Raw genomic sequence first — 19,208 nt, forward strand, 5'->3', positions numbered from 1 at the left:
CATGCTTGGTCTCGCGATACAGTTGGTCCGGCACCGGATCACCGCGCTGATCGCCGTCGCGTGTGCGGTCCTCGGCGGCGCGGCCCTGATCACCGGGACCGGCGTGCTGGCCGAGTCCGGCCTGCGCTCCCACCTGCCCGCCGGCCGTCTCGCCGGCGCGGACGTCGTCGTCGCGGCCGACCAGGAGTTCCATCCGGCCGGCGACCTGCCGATCGCGCTCCCTGAACGTCGTACGGTCCCGGCCGAACTGGTCGGCGAACTGGCCGACCTGCCGGGCGTCACCGCCACGGTCGGCGACATCGGCTTCCCCGCCGCGCTCGTCGACGCCCACGGACAGGTCGTACCGGCCGGGGACCCCCAGGCGTCGGGGCACGGCTGGTCCTCGACGAAACTGCTGGACGGTGCGCAGGTCGACGGCAGCGGGCCGACCGGGTCCGACGAGGTCGCCGTGGACAGTGCCACCGCCGCCGCGGCGGGGGTCAAGGTGGGCGACCGGGTCCAGGTCGTCGCCAATGCCCGGCCCGTCGCCGGTTACCGCGTCTCGGCGGTGGTCGACGCGCCGGGCGCCGGTGTCTTCTTCGCGGATACGACGGCCGTACGACTGTCCGGACGGGACGGCGGCGAGGGCGGCTCGCGCGCCGGAGCCGTCGACCTGATCGGCCTCCGCACCGCACCCGGTTCCGAGGAACGGGTCGCCGCGGAGGTCCGTACGAAGCTGAAGGGCACCGGTCTTGAGACGGTCACCGGCGCGGGCCGCGGGGACCTGGTGTCGCCCGGAGCGGGCGCGTCGCGCTCCCTCCTGATCCTCCTCGCCGGTTCGCTCGCCGGGATCATCCTGCTGATCACCGGGTTCGTGATGGCGAGCGCGCTGGCCGTGTCGATCGCCGGGCAGCGCCGGGACCTGGCGCTGATGCGGGCCGTCGGCGCGACTCCGAAGCAGATCCGGCGGCTTGCCGCCGCCCAGTCGACCGTTGTCGCGGCCGTGGCCCTCGTACCCGGTGTGGCGCTCGGCTATCTGCTGGCCGGGCAGTTCCGCGGACTGCTGGCGGACCGCGGGGTCGTCCCGTCCGAACTCCCGCTGACCATCAGCCCGTTGCCCGCTCTCGCGACGATCCTGCTGATGGCCCTGGCCGTGCAGGTGTCGGCCCGGGGCTCGGCGTGGCGCACGTCGCGGATGCCGGCCACCGAGGCGGTCGCCGAATCGCGCAGCGAGCCGCGCGATCCGTCGCGGACCCGGACGCGTATCGGCCTGCTGGTCATCGTCGCCGCGACCACCATGTCGGCCCTGCCGCTCTTCTCCCGTACGGTCCTCGGTGCGACGGCCACGTCCCTCGCGGGCATTCTCGGCGCGATCGGCCTGGCCCTGGCCGGCCCGGCCCTCGTCCGGGGCATCGGGAACGCCGCGGCCCGGCGCACACGGTCCGGCGCCTCCGCCGCGACCTGGCTGGCGATGGCCAACGTCCGCGCCTACGCCCTGCGCAACGCGGGGATCGTCAGCACCCTGGCCATGGCGGTCGTGTTCGCCCTGACCTACACCTTCACCCAGACCACCGTGCTGGCCGCCACCGCGGACGACACCCGCACCGGCACCCTCGCCCAGCAGCGGCTGAGCGCACCGGGCCTGGGCGGGCTGCCCGACGGCACGCTCGCCGACGTACGGAAGACGAGCGGTGTACGGGCGGCGGCTCCGGTCGGTAACACCACTGTGGTGTGGGCGTACAAGCAGTTCGGGGACACGGAGACCGAGTCCGGCTCCGCGATGATCCTCACCCCGGATGCGGCGGACGTCCTCGACCTCGACGTACGGGACGGGAGCCTGGACCGTCTCACCGGTGCCACCATCGCCGTCAGCAGCGACGTCGCCCGCTCGCGCTCCGCATCAGTGGGTCATCGGGTGAGTCTCGTCCTCGGAGACGGTGCGAGGGTCGACGCCAAGGTGGTCGCCGTCTACGCCCGGGGCCTCGGCTTCGGCACGGTCGTTCTGTCCCACGACCTGGCGGCCGGCCACACCACGACGGGGCTCGACCAGAGCATCCTGATCCGCACGGACGGCACGGCGACCGCCCGGCAGGCCCTGACCGCCCTCGCCGCGTCCCAACCGGGCCTGGCGCTCGAGGACACGACCCCCACGGCCGGGGACGGTCTGAAGGACGCACCGCCCGAGGTGTGGATCAACCTGGCCACGATCGTGGTCCTGCTGGTCTACCTGCTGCTCAGCATCGCCAACAAGCTCGTCGCGGCGACCGCCCAGCGCCGGGTCGAGCTGGGAGCCCTGCGCCTGAACGGGACGACCCCCCGCCAGATCCGCGCGATGATGCGACGCGAGGCAGCGGTGATCGCCGCCACCGCGCTCACCACGGCCCTGCTGCTGTCCGCCGTGCCCCTCGCCCTCTTGGGACAGGGCTTCCTCGACCGCCCCTGGCCCGCAGGCCCGGTGTGGCTGCTGCCCGCCCTCGCCCTGACGGTCACCGTCACGGCGTTCCTCACCATCGAACTCCCCACCCGGCAGGCCCTGCGCATGCCACCCGCGGACGCCATCCGCGCACAGTGACTCAGCTCGCGTCCACGGCGAGATGTGGCTGCCCGGCGGCGATGCGTCCGGCTCTGTCGGGGGTGACCCCGCGGCCGGACGTCACCGCACTCAGGGCGAGTACGGCAAGGCCGCACCCGGCAATGATCCACCAGGCCGCGGCCCTCGACCCGGCGGCGACCACGGCGCCGATCACCGCGATGCCGATCGCGGAGCCGACCTGCCGGCTGGTCGCGGCCACCGCGGCGGCCACCCCCGCCCGGTCGCGCGGCAGGCCGGCCACCGCCGTGTCGGTGATCGGCGCGTTGACGAAGCCGAAGCCGAGACCGAACAGCGTGTACGTCAGGGCCAGCAGGACGTACGAGGGGTGGGCGGAGCGGGTGACGAGCACGGCCAGCACACCGCTTGCGGTGATACCGGCCCCGGCGACCAGCAGCGGCACCCGCGGGCCCCGGCTGCCCACGATCCGCCCGGACAGCGGCGGGCACACCAGCGACAGCACCGCCATCGGCAGCAGCCGCAGCCCTGCCTCCAGCGGACTGAGCCCCAACTCGCCTTGCAGGTAGAGGGCATTGGAGAACAGGAAGCCGCCGAGTGCGGCGAACGCGAAGACGGCTGTGAGTATGGCCCCGCTGAACGGCGCGCTGCGGAAGAGCCGCGGATCGATCAGCGGTTCGGCGCGCCGGCTCTCGTACGGTACGAGCCCGGTGAGCGCGCCCGCCGAGGCGACCAGGCAGGCCACGATCAGCGGTGAGGTCCAGCCCTCGCCGGGGCCCTCGATGACGGCGTACGTCAGCGCGCCGAGCAGGATGATCACCAGCAACTGCCCCACCGGGTCCGCGCGACGGGCCCGGGCGGCGCGGGACTCGGGCACGAACAGCGCGGTGAGGACCAGGGCGCCCAGCCCGATCGGCACATTCAGCCAGAACACCGACCGCCACCCGACCGACTGCACCAGTACGCCGCCCAGGACCGGCCCGGCCGCCATGCTGACGCCGACCACCCCACCCCACACACCGATCGCCCGCGCCCGCTCCCGTGGCTCCGGGAAGGTGTTGGCGAGGATGGCCATGGCGACCGGGGTGAGCATGGAGCCGCCCACCGCCTGCACCATGCGGAAGACCACCAGCCACCCCGTGGTGGGCGCCAGGCTGCACAGCGCCGAGGCACCGGTGAACAGCACCAGGCCCAGCTGGAAGACCCGCCGCCGCCCGACCCGGTCGGCCGTGGAGCCGGCCGCCGTCAGCAGCGAGGCCAGCACGATGGTGTACGCGTCCAGCGTCCACTGCAGCCCGGAGACCGAGGAGCCGAGGTCCCGCTGGACGGCGGGCAGGGCGACGTTGAGGACGGTGGTGTCGAGGCTGACGAGCAGGACGCTCAGACAGCAGACGGCCAGGACCGACGTCCGTCGGCCGCCGCGGGGTCGGGACACGGGACGCTTCCCTTCAGGGCCGGTTCGTGGCGTGGGAGTCGGCGAAGTCCCAGACCACGGTCAGCAGTTGCTCGGGCGTCTCGATCTGGGGCATGTGGCCGGTGTCGGGCAGAAGCTCGAACCGGGCCTCCGGGATGGCCGCCGCGTACGCCCGCCCGTACTCGGCGTCGCAGACCTCGTCGCTCTCGCCCCACGCCACGAGGGCCGGGTGCGTGACCTTGGCCAGGCGCTCGCGGAGGGTGGGGTCCTCCATGACGTACGGCCCCGAGTAGACCTCTAGGGCTGCGCGGTTTGCGGCCATCACCGCGCGGGCGGCCTCCGGGAGGGTGGTCGGGTCGACGGCGAACTTCGCGGGGTCGTGGAAGGCGAGCCGCGACAGCTCGGCGGGAGTGAGGGAGAAGGTGTCGGCGATGGGATGGCCGGGGACCTTGATGCCGGCGGCGTTGACGAGGACGACGCCGCTGATCCGGTCGCTGCCGAGCAGGGCGATTTCGGCGGCGATCCAGCCGCCGATGGAGTTGCCGAGGACGGTGACGTCCGTGAGGCCGAGTTCGTCCAGCAGCTGTACGTAGGCCTGGGCGAGGGTCGCGACGTCGGTCAGCCAGCCGGGCCTGGCCGTGCCGCCGAAGCCGGGGTGCACCGGGGTGAGGACCCTGGCCGGCCGCTGTGCGGCGAGCAGCCCGGCGAACGGCGCGACCGTCTGCGGGCCGCCGCCGCCGTGCAGCACGAGGAAGGGGTGCCCCTGCCCCCGGTCGTCGACGGTGACGTCGAGCTCGCCGGAGGGGAGGCTGAGGGCGTGGACGGTGCTGGGCATGGTGATTCCTTGGGGAAGTCGGGAGTGGGGAGTCGGCCGGTCAGGCGAAGTCGGTGGCGGGAACGGTGGCGTAACGGCTCATCACCTCGGCGGTCGACTCGGCGTCCATCTCCCGGCCGCCGGCGATCATGTCCCGCAGGTCGCGGAAGTACTGCACGTACAGGTCGGGCGTGAAGGTGTTGAGCATCACCGCCGGCTCGTCGCCGAGGTTGGCGAAGGTGTGCGGGGCGCCGGGCGGGATCATCGCGAGCGTGCCGGCCGGGGCGCTGTGCGTGGTCTCCCCGATGGTGAAGTGCACGGTGCCGGAGACGACGTAGAAGCCCTCGTCGTGCTGGGCGTGACGGTGCTGCGGCGGGCCTTGGGTGTGCGGGGCGAGGGTGATCTCACCGATCCCGATCCGGTGCCCGGTGGTGCTCCCGTCCTCGAGGATGCGCATCTGGGTCGGGCCCAGCTGGATCGTCTCACCGCCGTCCGGGCCGACCACGGAAACCTCGTTCATTGCCGCCTCCTTCGTGAGAGTTCGCTCTCAGGAGCGAGCTTAGGGAGACTGTTCTCGTTATGCAAGTGAACTCTCATAACGAGAGTCGGCAGTGGTAAAGTGCTCGTGGATGGGGGATGGGCGGACCGGCAGAGGCGAGGACAGGCATACCGATGGCGACGACACAGACGGACACCGGCCGCAGCAACCAGAAGAAGCGCACGCGCACGGCGATCGTCGAGGCGGCCCGCGAACTCATCGGCACGGGCGTCGAGGTGACCATGCCCGCGATCGCCCGAGCGGCCCTGGTCTCCGAGGCCACCGCCTACCGGTACTTCCCCGACCTTCCGTCACTGATCAGCGAAGCCCTGGCCGGCATCTGGCCCGCGCCCGCCGACGCGCTCCGACCGGTGGCGGACTCCCGCGACCCCGTCGAACGCGTCGCCTTCGCCTGCGAGTTCCTGCTCCGCGGCATACTCGCCCGCCAGGGCGCGGTGCGCGCGATGATCGCCGCCACCATCACCCGCCCCGAGACGGTGACCGCGCGACCCGGTATCCGCTTCGGCCTCATCGACCACGCGCTCGTCCCCCTCCAGGACACCTTGGGGGCGACGGATCCGGACGCCTTCGCCCAGCTCGAGCGGGACCTCGCGGTGGTCGTCAGCGCGGAGGCCCTGTTCTCTCTCACCGACCTGTGCGGGCTCGACCCCGACGAGGCGGTCACCAGCGCCGTACGGACCGCGACCACCCTGACCGAAGCGGCGGTCCGCGCGGCGCGGCGCTGAACCGTGGTGAATCCGAGGCGCGTTGGCTCATGCGAAACAGGCTTTGGACCAGGGCCGCTGGTCGGTCGTACCGCTGCTGTATAACCGGGCCATGATCTATCACGTCGTACCGCTCGACGAGTGGAACGCCAGCCCCGATCAGCCGTACGCACCCGCTTCCCTCGCGGAGGACGGTTTCGTCCACTGTTCCCCCGACGAGGAGACGACGCTCACCATCGTCAACACGTTCTACCGCACCACTCCCAGGCCGCTGCTGGCGCTGCTCCTCGACGAGGACGGGCTCACCGCGACGTGCGAATGGGAGGCGGCCGTCCCCGCTCCGCCGCCCGGGGTCGCCGAGAGCACCCTGTTCCCGCACGTGTTCGGGCCGGTCAACCGCGACGCCGTCGTGCGCGTCCTGGAGGTCCGCTGGGACGAGGAAGGCCGGGCGACGGGGCTGGAGGACGCCGGCTGACGGACGGTCGGTCGGGTGTCCGCGCGCAGCGCCTTGTGGATCTCGCTCGGCGCGCCGGTCAGCCGCGCGTGGTCGTCGGCGGCCACGGGCTGGACGAAGGACTCCTCCATCACGCGGCGCTTCTGTGACATGCCTGTGACCGGAGGAGTGGCTTCCGCCACAGGCGGGTTCTCCGGGTCCTGGTGGGGTTGCCGGATGCGCACCACCACCCCCGCCCGCCCCGCTGTCCTCGTCGAAGTGGCAGCGGTGATCCGCCGGTTCTGGGCTCCGCTGCTGGTGAACCTGTTGATCGGTGTTCCGGCGATCGCCGTCATGCTGTGTGCCCGGTGGTACGCCGCATACGGGCACTGCGGTCTGGAAGACCTCGACCGCACCGACCTGGACGGCTGCACGTACGACCAGATCGACCACAGCGGGGGTGTCCTGGGCGTTCTCGTCGTGACGGGCGCCTTCGTACTGCTGCTGGTCCTGATCTTCGACGTGTTCAGGCCACTGTCCCGCGGGCACGCGCTCAAGCCGCGCCTGCTGACCCTGCCCGCCGTCCTGCTGCCGTACGTTCTCCTCGGCGTGGCGAAGGTGGTGTGACCGGCGGTGGACTGGCTCGCGTTCTTCGGTTCGCCGATCGTGACCCTCGTGCTCACGCCGGTCGCCGTCGCCTTGTACCTGTGGGGGACGCGGGCCCGTCGCCCGTCTCCGGCGAAACGGTGGGCGGCCATCGGCATGATGCCGGCGGTGGCCGGATACGGTGCGGCGACGGTGTACGGGCTCGCGTTCCTTCACCCTCTGGACCTGTGCGCCTCGAAGACCGGCGACGGGGCGTACATGGACACGATGCGCGACTACGCCCTCGACCACGTGACGGTGGAGGCGTTCCCGCCCCGCGTGACCTGCTTCTGGGGCCGAACCATGCCGGACGGGGATCCACAGGAGCTCATCGCCTCGTTCTGGGCCCGCGGGCTGATGTACGTGGGGGTGGCCGTCGCCGTGCCATCGGCGGCGAAGGCTCTCCTCGATCGCCGTCGGAAGCCGCACTGAAGATCGCCGGTCGGAAGCCGCACTGCGGGACGACGGCCCCTCAGGTGCTGTCTTCGCTGGTCGCAGCGGCGCCAGCGCCGTGTGCCGGCAGGATGAGCTGCCTGTGGCAGGGGTACGGTGAAACCGTGACATACGGGGCAACTCCGAAAACCCGGAGTGTGATGCCATGCCTCGCCGCCGCACCGATTCGTCCAGTGGCGCAGCAGAGCTGCTGAACACGCTCGGTGATCTCACCGGCCGGATACTGGACCGGATCAAGGTCCAGCAGGCCCGTGTGGAACTCGCTGCCGCGCTGCAGCGCCAGGTCCTCGCCGCCGAGCTGCCGGTTCTGCCCTACCTGCACGTGGCGGGACGGTACGCACCTGCACGGGCCGGGCTGGACATAGGCGGCGACTGGTACGACGGCTTCCTCATGCCGGACGGCTCGGTGGGATTCGTGATCGGCGATGTACAGGGCCACGACGTCGAGGCCGCGGCTCTCATGGGACAGGTGCGCACCTGTCTGCGCGCCGTCGCCATCGCCACCACGGACCCGGCGGAAGTGCTCCGGCGCACCAACGACCTGCTCGTGGCCATGGACTGCGGGCTGTTCGTCACCTGTTCGTTCCTGCGCTTCGACCCGGTCACGTGCGAGCTCGCCGACGCCCGCGCAGGGCATGTCCCCGCCGTCTGGGCCACGGCGGCCGGCCGCTGCGACATCGTCCTGACTGACGGCGGCCTGCCGCTGGGCATCCACGCCGGCGAGAGCTACCGGTCGACCCGCCGACTGCTCACCGACGTGGGCGCGTTCGTGCTGCTCACCGACGGTGTGGTGGAAGGCCCCGACTACCCGATCGACGAAGGGCTCGAGCAGGTGGCCGAACTGGTCGCCGGCTCCTGTCGCACCGACCCGGACGAGCTGGCCGCACAGGTGATCAAGGTGGCGGACCTCACCGGCCACAGCGACGACGCCGCGGTTCTTGTCCTTCGCTACGGAGGGCTCCGGGACGAGCCTTACGGAGGGCTCCGGGACGCACAGCGCTACGGAGGGCGACAGGAGCAGCGGCAGGGCGAAGAATGAGCGGCATGCACGACATGCGCGACATGTGCGACCCCGGTGCGGCGCGCCTCGCCCGGTGTGTCACCTGGGGCGGGCGGGGGTGATGGACGTGGCGCGCAGGGAGAGGCTCCGGCGGTACACGGCCGAGGGCCTGCGGCTGGCTGCCGTTGCGGCCGCCTACTACGTCAGCGCCAAGATCGGGCTGCAGCAACAACTGGTGCGCGGGCAGGTCACGCCCTTCTGGCCGCCCACCGGCATCGCTCTCGTCGTCCTGATGCTGTGGGGCCTTCGCATGTGGCCAGGGATCGCTCTCGGGGCGTTCCTGGTGAATGTGATGCTCGGGCCGTCGATCCTCCCCGTGCTCGCCATCGCGGCCGGCAACACGCTCGCCCCGATCTGCGCCTACCTCCTCCTGCGGCGTGTGGGGTTCCGTACCGAACTCGACCGGCTGCAGGACGCGCTGGCGCTGGTCTTCCTCGGGGCGCTGAGCGGGATGCTGATCAGCGCGACGCTCGGCACTGGGGTCCTGGTGGCCTCCGGCGCGCTGAAAGCCCAGGATTTCTGGCCGACCTGGTCGGTGTGGTGGACGGGCGACGCGATGGGGGTCCTGGTCATCGCGCCGTTCCTGCTGGCCTTGCGCGGCGCCCGATGGCCACGCGGCGCGCCTGTCCTCCGCTGGGCCGAGGCGGTGGCCCTGCTGGGCGGCACGGCAGCGGTCACCGCGGCGGTCACGCACAGCTCGATCGAACTTCTCTTTCTCGTCGTCCCCTTCCTGATCTGGGCGGCCTTCCGCTTCCAGCTGGCGGGCGCCGCGCCCTGTGTGCTGATCGCCTCCGTGATCGCGATCGACGCGGGCGCCGTCGGGTCGGGCCCGTTCTCCGGTCACGACCTCCTCGCCAAGATGGTCATCCTGCAGGCCTTCAACGGCACCGTGTCACTGACGGCCCTTCTGCTCTCGGCGATCGTCACCGAGCGGAACCGCACCCTCCGGGAGATCGAAGAGGCCTGCGAGCGCCTGACGGAAGCACTGTCCCGGCTCGCGTCGGACGAGACGCTCCATCAGTGGCCGTCCTCCCGCCCGAAAGGACGCGATCACCGGACGTAGCGCTCGGTACGAAACGCCCCGGCGGGCGCGTCCGGCAAACTGCCGGACGCGCCCGCCGGGGACGTGAGGACTACCTCGTGGCCGTCACCCGCAGGGGCGCGAGGTCCGGGCTCGGAGCGGACACGGTGCTGCTGGGCAGCGGCTGAGCAGCCGTGCTCTGCGGCGCCACACCCTTGTAGTACGGCCTGTAGACGTAGTGGGTACCCACGCCGATGGCCGCACCGATCTTGGGGAGGACCGACGCGTCGACCGAGCTCGTGCCGCCGAAGACGGCCACGTGGTGCAGGCTCGAGGACATCCACATCAGGTACCGCTTGGTGTCGTACGGCAGTGAGGTGGTCTCGGTCCACAGCAGCGGGCCGAAGGTGGTCATCGCCGACGACGCGGAGACCCCGCCGCGCCAGCTGCTCACGGAGGCCACCGCGGCGTCCGACGGCAGCGACCACCAGAACTGGGCGAGCTGCCGGGCGTTCGACTGCGGTGTGCCGTCGGCGACACGGTAATAGGTGTACTTGCTGGGCCAGTTCGGCATCTTGCCCGCGTTGTACGCCTTGGCCAGGGCCGACTCGGCGTCGGTCCCGACCGTGATGATCCTCGTCGTGCTCGGGCTGTACTTGTTGAGGTAGCCGTAGACCGACGCGGTCATGGTCGAACCCTCGGTCAGCAGGACGACCGCGGTCCCCGAACTGCCCAGGGAACCGGCGGCGGAACTCGCCGCGAGGGCGTTGTGGTAGTCGGTGCCGGTCGCCAGGAAGACGTACTTCGGCGCGCTGGTGATGGTCTTGGCCACGGCCACCGAGGTGGAGTAGCGCGAGACGTCCGACAGCCGCTTGGCCGTGTATCCGAGTGAGGTCACCTTGGACGCCACCGCGCTGCTGAGGATCTTGGTGCCGCCGACCAGGTAGACGGTCTTGCCCTTCGGCAGCATGCGCTTGAGCTCCGTCTGCACCGAGGCGTCCAGGCCCGTGCCGGAGGTCATCAGCACCGGCCCGCGCTTCTTGCCGGCCAGCGACGTCGCGGTGGTGGCGTATGCCGCGTCGGACTTGCTGATGAGCACGGCCGCGCCGGCGTTCATCAGGCCAGGGGTGCTCGTACCGACGGTGTTCCAGGTCCACTTGGACGCGGCGATGTTGGTGTCGTACGTGTCCGAGCCCCAGACACGGGAGATCGCGTTGTCCCGGATCGGCTGCCAGGCCACGTCCGTGCCGTCGCCCTGGGGGACCTGCGTCTCCGTGCCCGTGCCGAGGTCGTGGATCCAGACCTGCGGGCCGCTGGGGCCGGTGTCCGGGCTGCCGGTGAAGTAGATGTCGTACGCGATCCGGTTGCCCTGCGGCGACCAGGCGGGCCGGTTGTGGTCGGTCGCGTCCGTGGTGAGCTGGGTGAGCCCGGTGCCGTCGGTCTTGACGCTGAAGAGCTGCTTGTGCCCGTCGACCGTGCGGGTGAAGGCCACCGCCGTGCCGTCGGGGGAGATGCTCGGCTCGTTGGCGTTGGCGGCGAGCTTGGTGAACGCCCCGGTACGGCCGTTGTAGACCCACACGGCGGGCGTGCCGGTGGTGGTGCAGCTCGTGCCGGTACGCACGAAGGCCAGCGTGCCGTTGACCGCGCCGCTGGGCTTGGAGTCGCAGCCGTCGACATCGGTGCCGAACAGCGCCTTGGGCGCGCGGGTTCCGTCGGCCGCGGTCAGCCGCAGTCGGCCGCCCGCCGCGAAGACGATGCCGCCGCCCCCGTACCAGAACGTCGGATCCTTCGGATGCCAGCCGCTGCCCGCAGGCATGGCGATGTCGATCCCGGTGTCCTCCGAGTCGGCCCATGCCGTGCGGACGTGGTCGTCGTACGGGTTCACGAACGCGACCTGGCTGCCGTCGGCGGACCAGGCGCCCTGGTTACCGGTCGGGTGGAACGAGTTCGACGAGGTCCCGTCGGGGTTGACGAAGGCCAGCTGTCCGCCGACGTCCGTGTACAGCAGCTTCCCGTCGATGGCGGGCCAGCTGCCGGAGGCGGCCGAGGCCTGCCCCGGAAGCGTGGCGAGGAGCCCCGCCGCGAGCGCGGCGACGGTGGTGAGCGCCGCGGATCTGCGACGCGTACGCGCGTTCAATGTGCCCCCACAAGTGAATGAATGGCCGCCGGGCCCCTCCCCCGAGGTGAACGGACAGCGTCCGTACGGCAGCGGCGAAACATTAGTGGCAGGCACTGACATCTGTGAAGGCGGGGGTCACCATGACCGGTTGAGCCTCGGAGCCCCCCGGATGGCGCCCCCGATGAGCGCTGTGGGGAGATATCGGATTAGCCTCCGAAATGAGCGCAAAGTGGATCTTTTAATGGTGCGCTCTACTCGACCAAGGAGGACAAATGCGCAAGCTCCACAAGGCCGCTGTTGCGGCCGCCATCATTGCCAGCATCAGCTTCATAGGCACCGGCACCGCCACCGCCCATGGCGGGGAAAGCATGCATGGCGGCGGGTGCAAGTCCCACGACCTGGACCTCAACCTCCTCGGCAACGTCGGGCTCTTCAACGGCCTGATCGGGGTCAACGACGACGGCAGCCCAGGCGCGCAGCACACCCACGTCGGTTCCGAAATGGGCTGCGATCACGGCGGTTGGTAGCAGCGTCGCGTAGCTCACCGAATGGGGGCTCGGCGCCCGGGCCATGAGCCCGGCGCCCGCCTGGCCATCAGTGGCCGCTTGTGTTCATGTCAAAGGTGGATGTCAAAGGCCCCGGACCGTGACCGGTCCGGGGCCTTTGCGCTGGTGCCCCCGGCAGGATCGAACCTGCGACATCCGCTTGAGAAGTTCGACAAGGCCTCTGCGGACTCGGCTTCTTGCTGCCGCGCGTCGCATGCCGGTTCTCCAGGACGTACGACGCTGCTGAACTGCAAGTTTCAGCGCTCTGAAGCTCTCTCCGGAGGGCTGAAACCGGGTTGAAGCCATTCTGAACCGCCCCGCCCGCAAGCTCTGCGGCATGACGACGAACCACGAACCCGCGATCGCGGCCACCGGGCTGCGGAAGTCCTACGGGGACAAGACCGTCCTCGACGGGATAGACATCCAGGTGCCCGCCGGCACGATCTTCTCCCTCCTCGGGCCGAACGGCGCCGGCAAGACCACGGTGGTCAACATCCTGTCCACGCTGATCTCCGCCGACGGCGGACAGGCGCGGATCGCCGGACACGACGTCACCGCCGAAGCCCAGGCCGTCCGGGCCGCGATCGGTGTCACCGGTCAGTTCTCCGCCGTGGACGGCCTGATCACCGGCGAGGAGAACATGCTCCTGATGGCCGACCTGCACCACCTGTCCAAGCGCGAGGGACGGCAGGTCACCGCAGGACTGCTGGAGCGCTTCGACCTCACCGAGGCCGCCAAGAAGCCCGCCTCCACCTACTCCGGCGGCATGAAGCGCCGCCTCGACATCGCCATGACCCTGGTCGGCAGCCCGCGGATCATCTTCCTCGACGAGCCGACCACCGGTCTCGACCCGCGCTCCCGCCACACCATGTGGCAGATCATCCGCGAGCTGGTCTCCGGCGGTACCACCGTCTTCCTCACCACTCAGTACCTGGACGAGGCCGACCAGCTCGCCGACCGCATCGCGGTGCTCAACGGCGGCAGGCTCGTCGCCGAGGGCAGTGCCGAGGAGCTCAAGCGGCTCGTCCCCGGCGGTCACGTACGGCTGCGCTTCTCCGACCCGGTGGCGTACGAGCAGGCGGCGACCGCACTGCGCGAGACGACCCGCGACGACGAGGCGCTCACCCTGCAGATCCCCAGCGACGGAAGCCAGCGCGAGCTGCGCGCCATCCTCGACTGGCTGGACGCCGCCGGCATCGAGGCCGACGAGCTGTCCGTGCACACCCCGGACCTGGACGACGTGTTCTTCGCCCTGACCGGCAGCCCCGTCCCCGCCGAGACCGACGCCGAGAAGAACGCCGACAAGGAGACCGTCCGATGAGTACCGCTTCGTACGCCTTCCGTGACAACCTCACCATGCTGCGGCGCAACCTCCTGCACGCGCGCCGCTACCCCTCCCTCACCCTGAACCTCCTGCTCACCCCGGTCATCCTGCTGCTGCTGTTCGTCTACGTCTTCGGCAACGTGATGAGCGCCGGCATCACCGGCGGTCACGCGGACCGTGCCGACTACGTCGCCTACCTCGTCCCCGGCATCCTTCTGCTGACCGTGGCCATGACCTCGCTCGGCACCGCGGTGGCCGTGTGCACCGACATGACCGAGGGCATCATGGCCCGGTTCCGCACCATGGCGATCTCCCGCGCCTCCGTGCTGATCGGCCATGTGATCGGCAGCGTGATCCAGACGCTGATGGCTCTGGTGCTGGTCCTGGCCATCGGACTGGCCATCGGCTTCAGGCCCGACGCGACGCCGGTGGAGTGGATCGCGGCGGCCGTGCTGATGGCTCTGGTCAGCCTCGCGCTGACCTGGCTCTCGGTCGGCATCGGCCTGATCAGCCCCAACCCCGAGGGGGCCAGCAACATCGGGACGCCCCTGGTGATGCTGCCGTTCCTGTCCAGCGCCTTCGTGCCGGTGGACGCCATGCCGGGCTGGTTCCGCTGGTTCGCCGAGTACCAGCCGTTCTCGCCGTGCATCGAGACCCTGCGCGGGCTGCTGCTGGGCAGCGGGATCGGCACCAAGAACGCGGTGCTGGCCGTCGCCTGGTGCCTGGGGATGACGGTGCTGGGCTACCTGTGGTCCAAGGCGAAGTTCAACCGCGAGCCGCGGAACTGAGCTCGCGCAGTGCGGCCGCCCGCAGCTCCTCCCGTTTCAGGGTGGCGTACGTCGACCTCGCGTCGTCGTAGGCCGCCCTGTCGGCGTTCTCGGCAGCCTGCCGGGACCGGGCCAGGGACAAGGTGGGGAACTCCCGTACCGCCGGCATCCGCTCCGCCAGCGCCACCAGCCGTACGGCCGCCGTGTCGCCCCCGGCCAGCTCGGCGAAGCCGAGAGCCAGCAACGCCGTGCCGTACACCGACAGTTCCACCTGAGACCTGTCCCCCGCGGAGCCGTCTCCCGAAGAGCCGGACAGCATCCCGAGGAGCCGCTCCCGCAGCTGCCCGGCCAGCGAGGCCACCGGTTCGAGCCGGCCGTGCTGCGCATGCGCCGCCAGCGCGGCCGACTGCACCTGCAGCGCCCATGGATCCACGAACGGATCGCCGGCGAGCAGCACGCTGTCCTCCCGGATCCGCTCGACCGCCCGGCGCCACAGCCCGAGCCCGACCTCGGTCAGCCCCCGGGCCAGCGCGATCTCCGCCCGGGCCGCCAGATCGGGAGCGTAGATCCGGGCGGACTCCGGCTGCTGGTCCAGGGCCGCGAGTCCCAGCCAGTACTCCGCCTCGTCGACCTCCCCGCGCTGCAGACAGGCGAGCACCAGCCCCCAGCGGACGCCGATCGAGTCGGGCCAGCCGTCGAACTCGTCGAGGGTGCTCAGCGCGGCCCGCAGATGGTCGTACGCCTCCGCGCCACCCCCGGACTGCATGCACAGTTCGCTGATCCGCCCATGACTGAGCAGCTGCATGGCCGGATTGCCCAGTGCCCCCAACGTGTCGGGCATCCGGCGGGCGCACTCCAGCGCGCGCTCCGACTCGTGCTCGGCTTCCCATACGTAACTGGCGACGCCCCACGCCGTGCCCGCCAGCAGGGGCGCGTCGGACGCGCAGAGCTCCTGCAGTCGCGTGTACTCCGGCGGGCGTATCTCCGGGGTGGCGGACAGCACGACGGCCATCGCCCGCACGATCGTGTCCGGCGGGGCGGGCGGCAGCCGGCGCAGGGTGACGAGCTGCCGTACGGCGTGCGGGCCGAGGCCCACGAAGAGGGCCCCCGTGCACACCGCCGCCGCGCTGCGGGCCGCCTCCACGTCCTCGGGGTTCTCGGGGCCGGGGTGGAAACGGGACAGCGGGCCGCCGGTCTCGGCGCACAACGCGACGAGTCGGGCGTAGTTGGAGTCGGTGACCCACAGGGAGGCCAGCACGGCGGTGAGCGCCGCGGTGGTGGGCCCGTCGGCGCGGGCCAGCGCGTACCGCAGGGCCAGGACCAGGTTGTCCTGCTCGGCCCGCATACGGAACCACGAGGGCACCGGGTCGCCGCGGAACAGCGCGTCGTGGTGCGCACGCCCGAAGTCCCGGGCCCAGAGGAGGAACCGGCCGGTCACCGCCTCCTCCTCGCCCGCCTCGGCGCGCCGGGCGGCACTGAACTCCCGCAGCGTCTCCAGCATGTGGAAACGCACCCCGGAAGGACCCGCGGAAGGACCCGCGGAAGGACCCTCGCCCACCTTGAGCAGGGACTGACCGGCCAGCTGTTCCAGCAGAGTCAGCGCGTCCGCGCTCTCGCCGAGCACGCACTGAGCCGCGTCCTCGGTGAAGCCCCCGGGAAACACCGACAGCGCGCGCAGCGCGGCCCGCCCGTCGGCCTCCAGCAGATTCCAGCTCCACTCGACCACGGCCTGCAGCGTGCGATGCCGCTCGGGCGCGTCGCGGGCGCCGCCCCGCAGCAGCGCGAAGCGGTCCCGGAGCCGGCGCGAGATGTCGGCCACGGAGAGCACCCGGACCCGGGCCGCGGCGAGTTCGACGGCCAGCGGCAGCCCGTCCAGGTGGCGGCAGATCTCGGCCACCTGGACGGCGGGCAGTTCCACGCCGGGCCGGGCGGCCCGCGCCCGCTGCCCGAAGAGCTCGACCGACGTCGCCAGCGAAAGCTCCGGCAGGGCGTACACGGACTCCGAGGTCAGCCCCAGCGGAGCCCGGCTGGTGGCCAGGACCCGCAGCTCCTTCGACCGCGACACCAGCGCCTGTACGAGATCCGCCGCGCCGGGGATCACCTGCTCGCAGTTGTCAAGGACCAGCAGCGCGGGCCCGGCGCCCAGCGCGGCGACGATGCCGCTCACCACATCCCCGCCCCCGCTGAACCGCCCGCCCTCCCCGGCACCGACGGCCGAGGCCACCTCGCCGGCGACGTCGTCATCGGCGAGGACACCGGCCAGGGTGACGAAATGCACCACGGGCTGCGGGGCCGCCCGGCTCACGGCGTGGGAGAGACGGGTCTTGCCCAGCCCACCGGCACCGACGACCGTGACCACCCGGACCGTGCGCAGCAACTCGCCCACGGCGGCGACGTCGGCATCCCGCCCCAGCAGAGGATTCGGCTCGTGCGGCACGCCCTGCCGGACCGTCGGCACGTCCGCTCGCACCAACTCCTGGTACACGGACCTGAGTCCGGGCCCCGGATCGGTCCCCAGCTCGTCCCGCAACCTGCGGCGGTAGGCGTCGTACCGGGTCAGCGCCGCGGCCCGCCCGGCGGTCGCGGCCTCACACCGCAACAGCTCCGCCAGCACCTCCTCGTCCCGCGGCAGCTCCCGGGCCAGCCCGGCCAGCGGCGCCGCCGCCTCCTCCCGCCGCCCCACCCGGGCGAGCGCGAGCGACCGGAAGCGGACCAGCGCACGACGAACGCGGACCCGGTCGGCGCGCAGCGCCACCACCGGATCGTGCAGGTCCTCGCCCGCCCCGGCGTCCACGCTCCCGTCCCAGAGCGCCAGGCCGGCCTCGGCCTGCGCCAGGACGCCTTCGTGATCCCCGGCCCGCGCCCGCTCGGCACTCGCCGCCTCGCACAGCAGCAGCGCGGAACTGTCGACCCGCGCCTCGTCGAGCGCCAGCCGGTACCCCGTCGGTGTGCTCACGATCAGCTCGGCACCCAGCTGCGACCTGAGCCTCGACACCAGGACCTGCACCGCCTTGCCCGGCCGCTCCGGCAGCTCGTCCGGCCACAGCCCCTCCACCAGCCGACCGGTGCTGCAGCCGGCGCGCGGATCCTCGGCGAGCAACGCCAACAGCCCGCGCAGCCGGGGCGCGGTGATCTCCCGCCCGCGATAGGCGACTCGGGACAGCAGAGCCAACTCGGTGGTCATGCCTGAAGATTAGCCAGCAGAATGCCGGGCACACCGAGGGACCGCGAGGCCACCGGCGCCCAGGCCGCCTCGCCTGGCGTGGGTCCACGCTGCGACGCCCATGGGATGCCGGCAGTGAGATCACGGAGCACCACTTGGGCGCCGCCGAGTCCGTCCGCGTCCGCTGATTCTCTGCGGCCAAGCGCCCGCTCTCGCAAGGGACTTGGTCCCCTCGTGTCGAGATGCGCGATGCGCGGTAGGCGTCCGGCGCCGTTCGGGACGGGCGGGCTGAGTGCTCTCACCGCGCGGACCTGCCAATGGTCGACGTGAAGTCGCAGGTCAGCGCCGTGCTACAACCTGAGCGGGCCGCACCCCGAGGTGCTCGTGCGCTCCGCGTGCCCGATCCTCGGGTGCAGGTCCGTCGGCCAAACGCCGAAACGGCCCACCAATACACAAGCCCCAGGCCGCTGACCTGGGGCTTTGAGAAGAGCGGGTGACGAGAATCGAACTCGCGCTCTCAGCTTGGGAAGCTGATGTTCTACCATTAAACTACACCCGCGTAAGACGCCGGTTGAGCCGGTGCCGAATGCTCGCTCACTCTACCTCATGCCTGGCCCCCGGCGCGGAAGCCGTGGGGCCCGGTCGCGTTTCGGAGAGTGGATGCGGCTGCGGGGCACCGGAGTTGGGGCGTACGGTGGAGGCGTGGAAGAGGGTCTGGGCGGGACCGGAGTGCCGCCTGGAGAGCCGTCCTTTTCATCCCGTAATGTGGCTTTCGTCGTCAGTCACGCCAGTGCGTGACGAAGGCTCTTGGGGAAGGGACTCTGAGGACTTGATGGAGCGCACCGTCGTCCGTTGTGCCGAGGGGCACGTGTTCAGCACCGCTTCGTTCCCGATGCAGCAGGCCGAGCGGCTCGGTCCCGGTCGGTTGATCCGGTGTCCGCGGTGTGCGCGGCTCCGGAACGTCGTTCCGGTGGAGTTGGAAAAGCAGTAGGGGCAGGAAACAGAAGCGTTCACGCCGACGTGGGCAGGCGCGCGGACCGTCACGATTGTGGCCGGTCCGCGCGCCTTGCGTATCCTCGGGGCGTGCTTCTCTCAGACAAGGACATCCGGGCCGAGATCGACGCCGGGCGGGTCCGGATCGATCCCTACGACGAATCCATGGTGCAGCCGTCGAGCATCGACGTGCGGCTCGACCGCTACTTCCGGGTGTTCGAGAATCACCGCTACCCCCATATCGATCCCGCCATCGAGCAGGCGGATCTGACGCGGCTCGTCGAGCCCGACGGCGATGAGCCGTTCATCCTCCACCCCGGGGAGTTCGTGCTCGCCTCGACGTACGAGGTCATCACGCTGCCCGACGATCTTGCCTCGAGGCTCGAGGGGAAGAGCTCGCTCGGGCGGCTCGGGCTCGTCACCCACTCCACCGCCGGGTTCATCGACCCCGGCTTCTCCGGGCACGTGACCCTTGAGCTGTCCAACCTCGCGACGCTTCCCATCAAGCTGTGGCCGGGCATGAAGATCGGGCAGCTGTGCATGTTCCGGCTCAGCTCGCCGGCCGAGTTCCCGTACGGCAGCGACCGGTACGGATCCCGCTACCAGGGGCAGCGTGGGCCGACCGCCTCCCGGTCCTTCCTCAACTTCCATCGGACCCAGGTGTGAG

General features: G+C 71.2%; 16 protein-coding genes and 1 tRNA gene. 11 read left to right on the forward strand and 6 right to left on the reverse strand.

The genetic code is table 11. From position 1 onward, the window contains the following. Position 1 precedes the first annotated feature (1 nt). Positions 2-2,551 carry an FtsX-like permease family protein gene (locus AB5J53_RS25395; protein ID WP_369247955.1) on the forward strand — a complete coding sequence of 850 codons (2,550 nt, stop codon included), beginning with the start codon at positions 2-4 and terminating at the stop codon, positions 2,549-2,551. Position 2,552: 1 nt separating this feature from the next. Here AB5J53_RS25395 and AB5J53_RS25400 read toward each other — a convergent pair whose 3' ends face one another. The 3 genes from AB5J53_RS25400 to AB5J53_RS25410 are packed head-to-tail and all read right to left on the reverse strand — an operon-like array spanning position 2,553 to position 5,275. Next, entirely contained in the window at positions 2,553-3,962 is a 1,410-nt protein-coding gene (locus AB5J53_RS25400) for a DHA2 family efflux MFS transporter permease subunit (protein ID WP_369247956.1), read from the reverse strand. 13 nt (positions 3,963-3,975) lie between these two features. Further along, positions 3,976-4,776 (reverse strand): alpha/beta fold hydrolase, encoded by an 801-nt coding sequence (locus AB5J53_RS25405; protein ID WP_369247957.1) that lies wholly within the window; start codon positions 4,774-4,776, stop codon positions 3,976-3,978. 40 nt (positions 4,777-4,816) lie between these two features. Next, the gene (locus AB5J53_RS25410) at positions 4,817-5,275 is read right to left on the reverse strand and encodes a cupin domain-containing protein (protein WP_369247958.1); all 459 of its coding nucleotides are present in this window, start codon (positions 5,273-5,275) and stop codon (positions 4,817-4,819) included. 152 nt (positions 5,276-5,427) lie between these two features. On the opposite strand from AB5J53_RS25410, the gene AB5J53_RS25415 reads away from it, so the two are divergent. From AB5J53_RS25415 to AB5J53_RS25440, 6 genes are all read left to right on the forward strand, one after another. Then, positions 5,428-6,039, forward strand: coding sequence for a TetR/AcrR family transcriptional regulator (locus AB5J53_RS25415; protein ID WP_369247959.1), 612 nt, complete (start codon positions 5,428-5,430; stop codon positions 6,037-6,039). A 91-nt stretch (positions 6,040-6,130) separates the two neighbouring features. Continuing rightward, entirely contained in the window at positions 6,131-6,493 is a 363-nt protein-coding gene (locus tag AB5J53_RS25420; RefSeq protein ID WP_369247960.1) for a DUF952 domain-containing protein, read from the forward strand. A gap of 15 nt (positions 6,494-6,508) precedes the next feature. Then, positions 6,509-7,078, forward strand: coding sequence for a hypothetical protein (locus AB5J53_RS25425; protein ID WP_369247961.1), 570 nt, complete (start codon positions 6,509-6,511; stop codon positions 7,076-7,078). A 6-nt stretch (positions 7,079-7,084) separates the two neighbouring features. After that, the gene (locus AB5J53_RS25430; protein WP_369247962.1) at positions 7,085-7,528 is read left to right on the forward strand and encodes a hypothetical protein; all 444 of its coding nucleotides are present in this window, start codon (positions 7,085-7,087) and stop codon (positions 7,526-7,528) included. A 166-nt stretch (positions 7,529-7,694) separates the two neighbouring features. Continuing rightward, positions 7,695-8,588 carry a PP2C family protein-serine/threonine phosphatase gene (locus tag AB5J53_RS25435; RefSeq protein WP_369247963.1) on the forward strand — a complete coding sequence of 298 codons (894 nt, stop codon included), beginning with the start codon at positions 7,695-7,697 and terminating at the stop codon, positions 8,586-8,588. Between the two features lie 82 nt (positions 8,589-8,670). Then, on the forward strand, positions 8,671-9,672 hold the full coding sequence (locus AB5J53_RS25440) for an MASE1 domain-containing protein (protein ID WP_369247964.1): 1,002 nt from the start codon (positions 8,671-8,673) through the stop codon (positions 9,670-9,672). 70 nt (positions 9,673-9,742) lie between these two features. Here AB5J53_RS25440 and AB5J53_RS25445 read toward each other — a convergent pair whose 3' ends face one another. After that, positions 9,743-11,767, reverse strand: coding sequence for a cell wall-binding repeat-containing protein (locus AB5J53_RS25445; RefSeq protein WP_369247965.1), 2,025 nt, complete (start codon positions 11,765-11,767; stop codon positions 9,743-9,745). 254 nt (positions 11,768-12,021) lie between these two features. Between AB5J53_RS25445 and AB5J53_RS25450 the strand changes: the two genes are divergently transcribed. The 3 genes from AB5J53_RS25450 to AB5J53_RS25460 all read left to right on the forward strand — a co-directional run bounded on the left by AB5J53_RS25450 (position 12,022) and on the right by AB5J53_RS25460 (position 14,406). Further along, entirely contained in the window at positions 12,022-12,276 is a 255-nt protein-coding gene (locus AB5J53_RS25450) for a hypothetical protein (protein ID WP_369247966.1), read from the forward strand. 355 nt (positions 12,277-12,631) lie between these two features. Then, entirely contained in the window at positions 12,632-13,615 is a 984-nt protein-coding gene (locus AB5J53_RS25455; RefSeq protein WP_369247967.1) for an ATP-binding cassette domain-containing protein, read from the forward strand. Beyond that, positions 13,612-14,406 (forward strand): ABC transporter permease, encoded by a 795-nt coding sequence (locus AB5J53_RS25460; RefSeq protein ID WP_369247968.1) that lies wholly within the window; start codon positions 13,612-13,614, stop codon positions 14,404-14,406. Before AB5J53_RS25455 ends, AB5J53_RS25460 begins: the two co-directional genes overlap by 4 nt. Here AB5J53_RS25460 and AB5J53_RS25465 read toward each other — a convergent pair. After that, positions 14,384-17,569, reverse strand: coding sequence for a BTAD domain-containing putative transcriptional regulator (locus AB5J53_RS25465; protein ID WP_369247969.1), 3,186 nt, complete (start codon positions 17,567-17,569; stop codon positions 14,384-14,386). The two genes, AB5J53_RS25460 and AB5J53_RS25465, sit on opposite strands and share 23 nt — an antisense overlap. Before the next feature lie 467 nt (positions 17,570-18,036). Then, positions 18,037-18,107: transfer RNA gene (locus tag AB5J53_RS25470), tRNA-Gly, on the reverse strand. Positions 18,108-18,631: 524 nt separating this feature from the next. On the opposite strand from AB5J53_RS25470, the gene dcd reads away from it, so the two are divergent. Continuing rightward, a complete protein-coding gene (gene dcd, locus AB5J53_RS25475) occupies positions 18,632-19,207 on the forward strand; it encodes a dCTP deaminase (RefSeq protein ID WP_369247970.1) in 576 nt (191 codons plus the stop codon). Position 19,208: the final 1 nt, after the last annotated feature.

This window comes from Streptomyces sp. R41 (assembly GCF_041053055.1).
GTDB lineage: Bacteria > Actinomycetota > Actinomycetes > Streptomycetales > Streptomycetaceae > Streptomyces.

Excerpts from the sequence above, each read along its gene's own strand:
- AB5J53_RS25420 (WP_369247960.1), top strand. The coding sequence starts at position 6,131 with ATGATCTATCACGTCGTACCGCTCGACGAGTGGAACGCCAGCCCCGAT.
- AB5J53_RS25435 (WP_369247963.1), top strand. The coding sequence starts at position 7,695 with ATGCCTCGCCGCCGCACCGATTCGTCCAGTGGCGCAGCAGAGCTGCTG.
- AB5J53_RS25450 (WP_369247966.1), top strand. The coding sequence starts at position 12,022 with ATGCGCAAGCTCCACAAGGCCGCTGTTGCGGCCGCCATCATTGCCAGC.
- AB5J53_RS25460 (WP_369247968.1), top strand. The coding sequence starts at position 13,612 with ATGAGTACCGCTTCGTACGCCTTCCGTGACAACCTCACCATGCTGCGG.
- AB5J53_RS25415 (WP_369247959.1), top strand. The coding sequence starts at position 5,428 with ATGGCGACGACACAGACGGACACCGGCCGCAGCAACCAGAAGAAGCGC.
- AB5J53_RS25395 (WP_369247955.1), top strand. The coding sequence starts at position 2 with ATGCTTGGTCTCGCGATACAGTTGGTCCGGCACCGGATCACCGCGCTG.
- AB5J53_RS25440 (WP_369247964.1), top strand. The coding sequence starts at position 8,671 with ATGGACGTGGCGCGCAGGGAGAGGCTCCGGCGGTACACGGCCGAGGGC.
- AB5J53_RS25410 (WP_369247958.1), bottom strand. The coding sequence starts at position 5,275 with ATGAACGAGGTTTCCGTGGTCGGCCCGGACGGCGGTGAGACGATCCAG.
- AB5J53_RS25455 (WP_369247967.1), top strand. The coding sequence starts at position 12,632 with ATGACGACGAACCACGAACCCGCGATCGCGGCCACCGGGCTGCGGAAG.
- AB5J53_RS25405 (WP_369247957.1), bottom strand. The coding sequence starts at position 4,776 with ATGCCCAGCACCGTCCACGCCCTCAGCCTCCCCTCCGGCGAGCTCGAC.
- AB5J53_RS25465 (WP_369247969.1), bottom strand. The coding sequence starts at position 17,569 with ATGACCACCGAGTTGGCTCTGCTGTCCCGAGTCGCCTATCGCGGGCGG.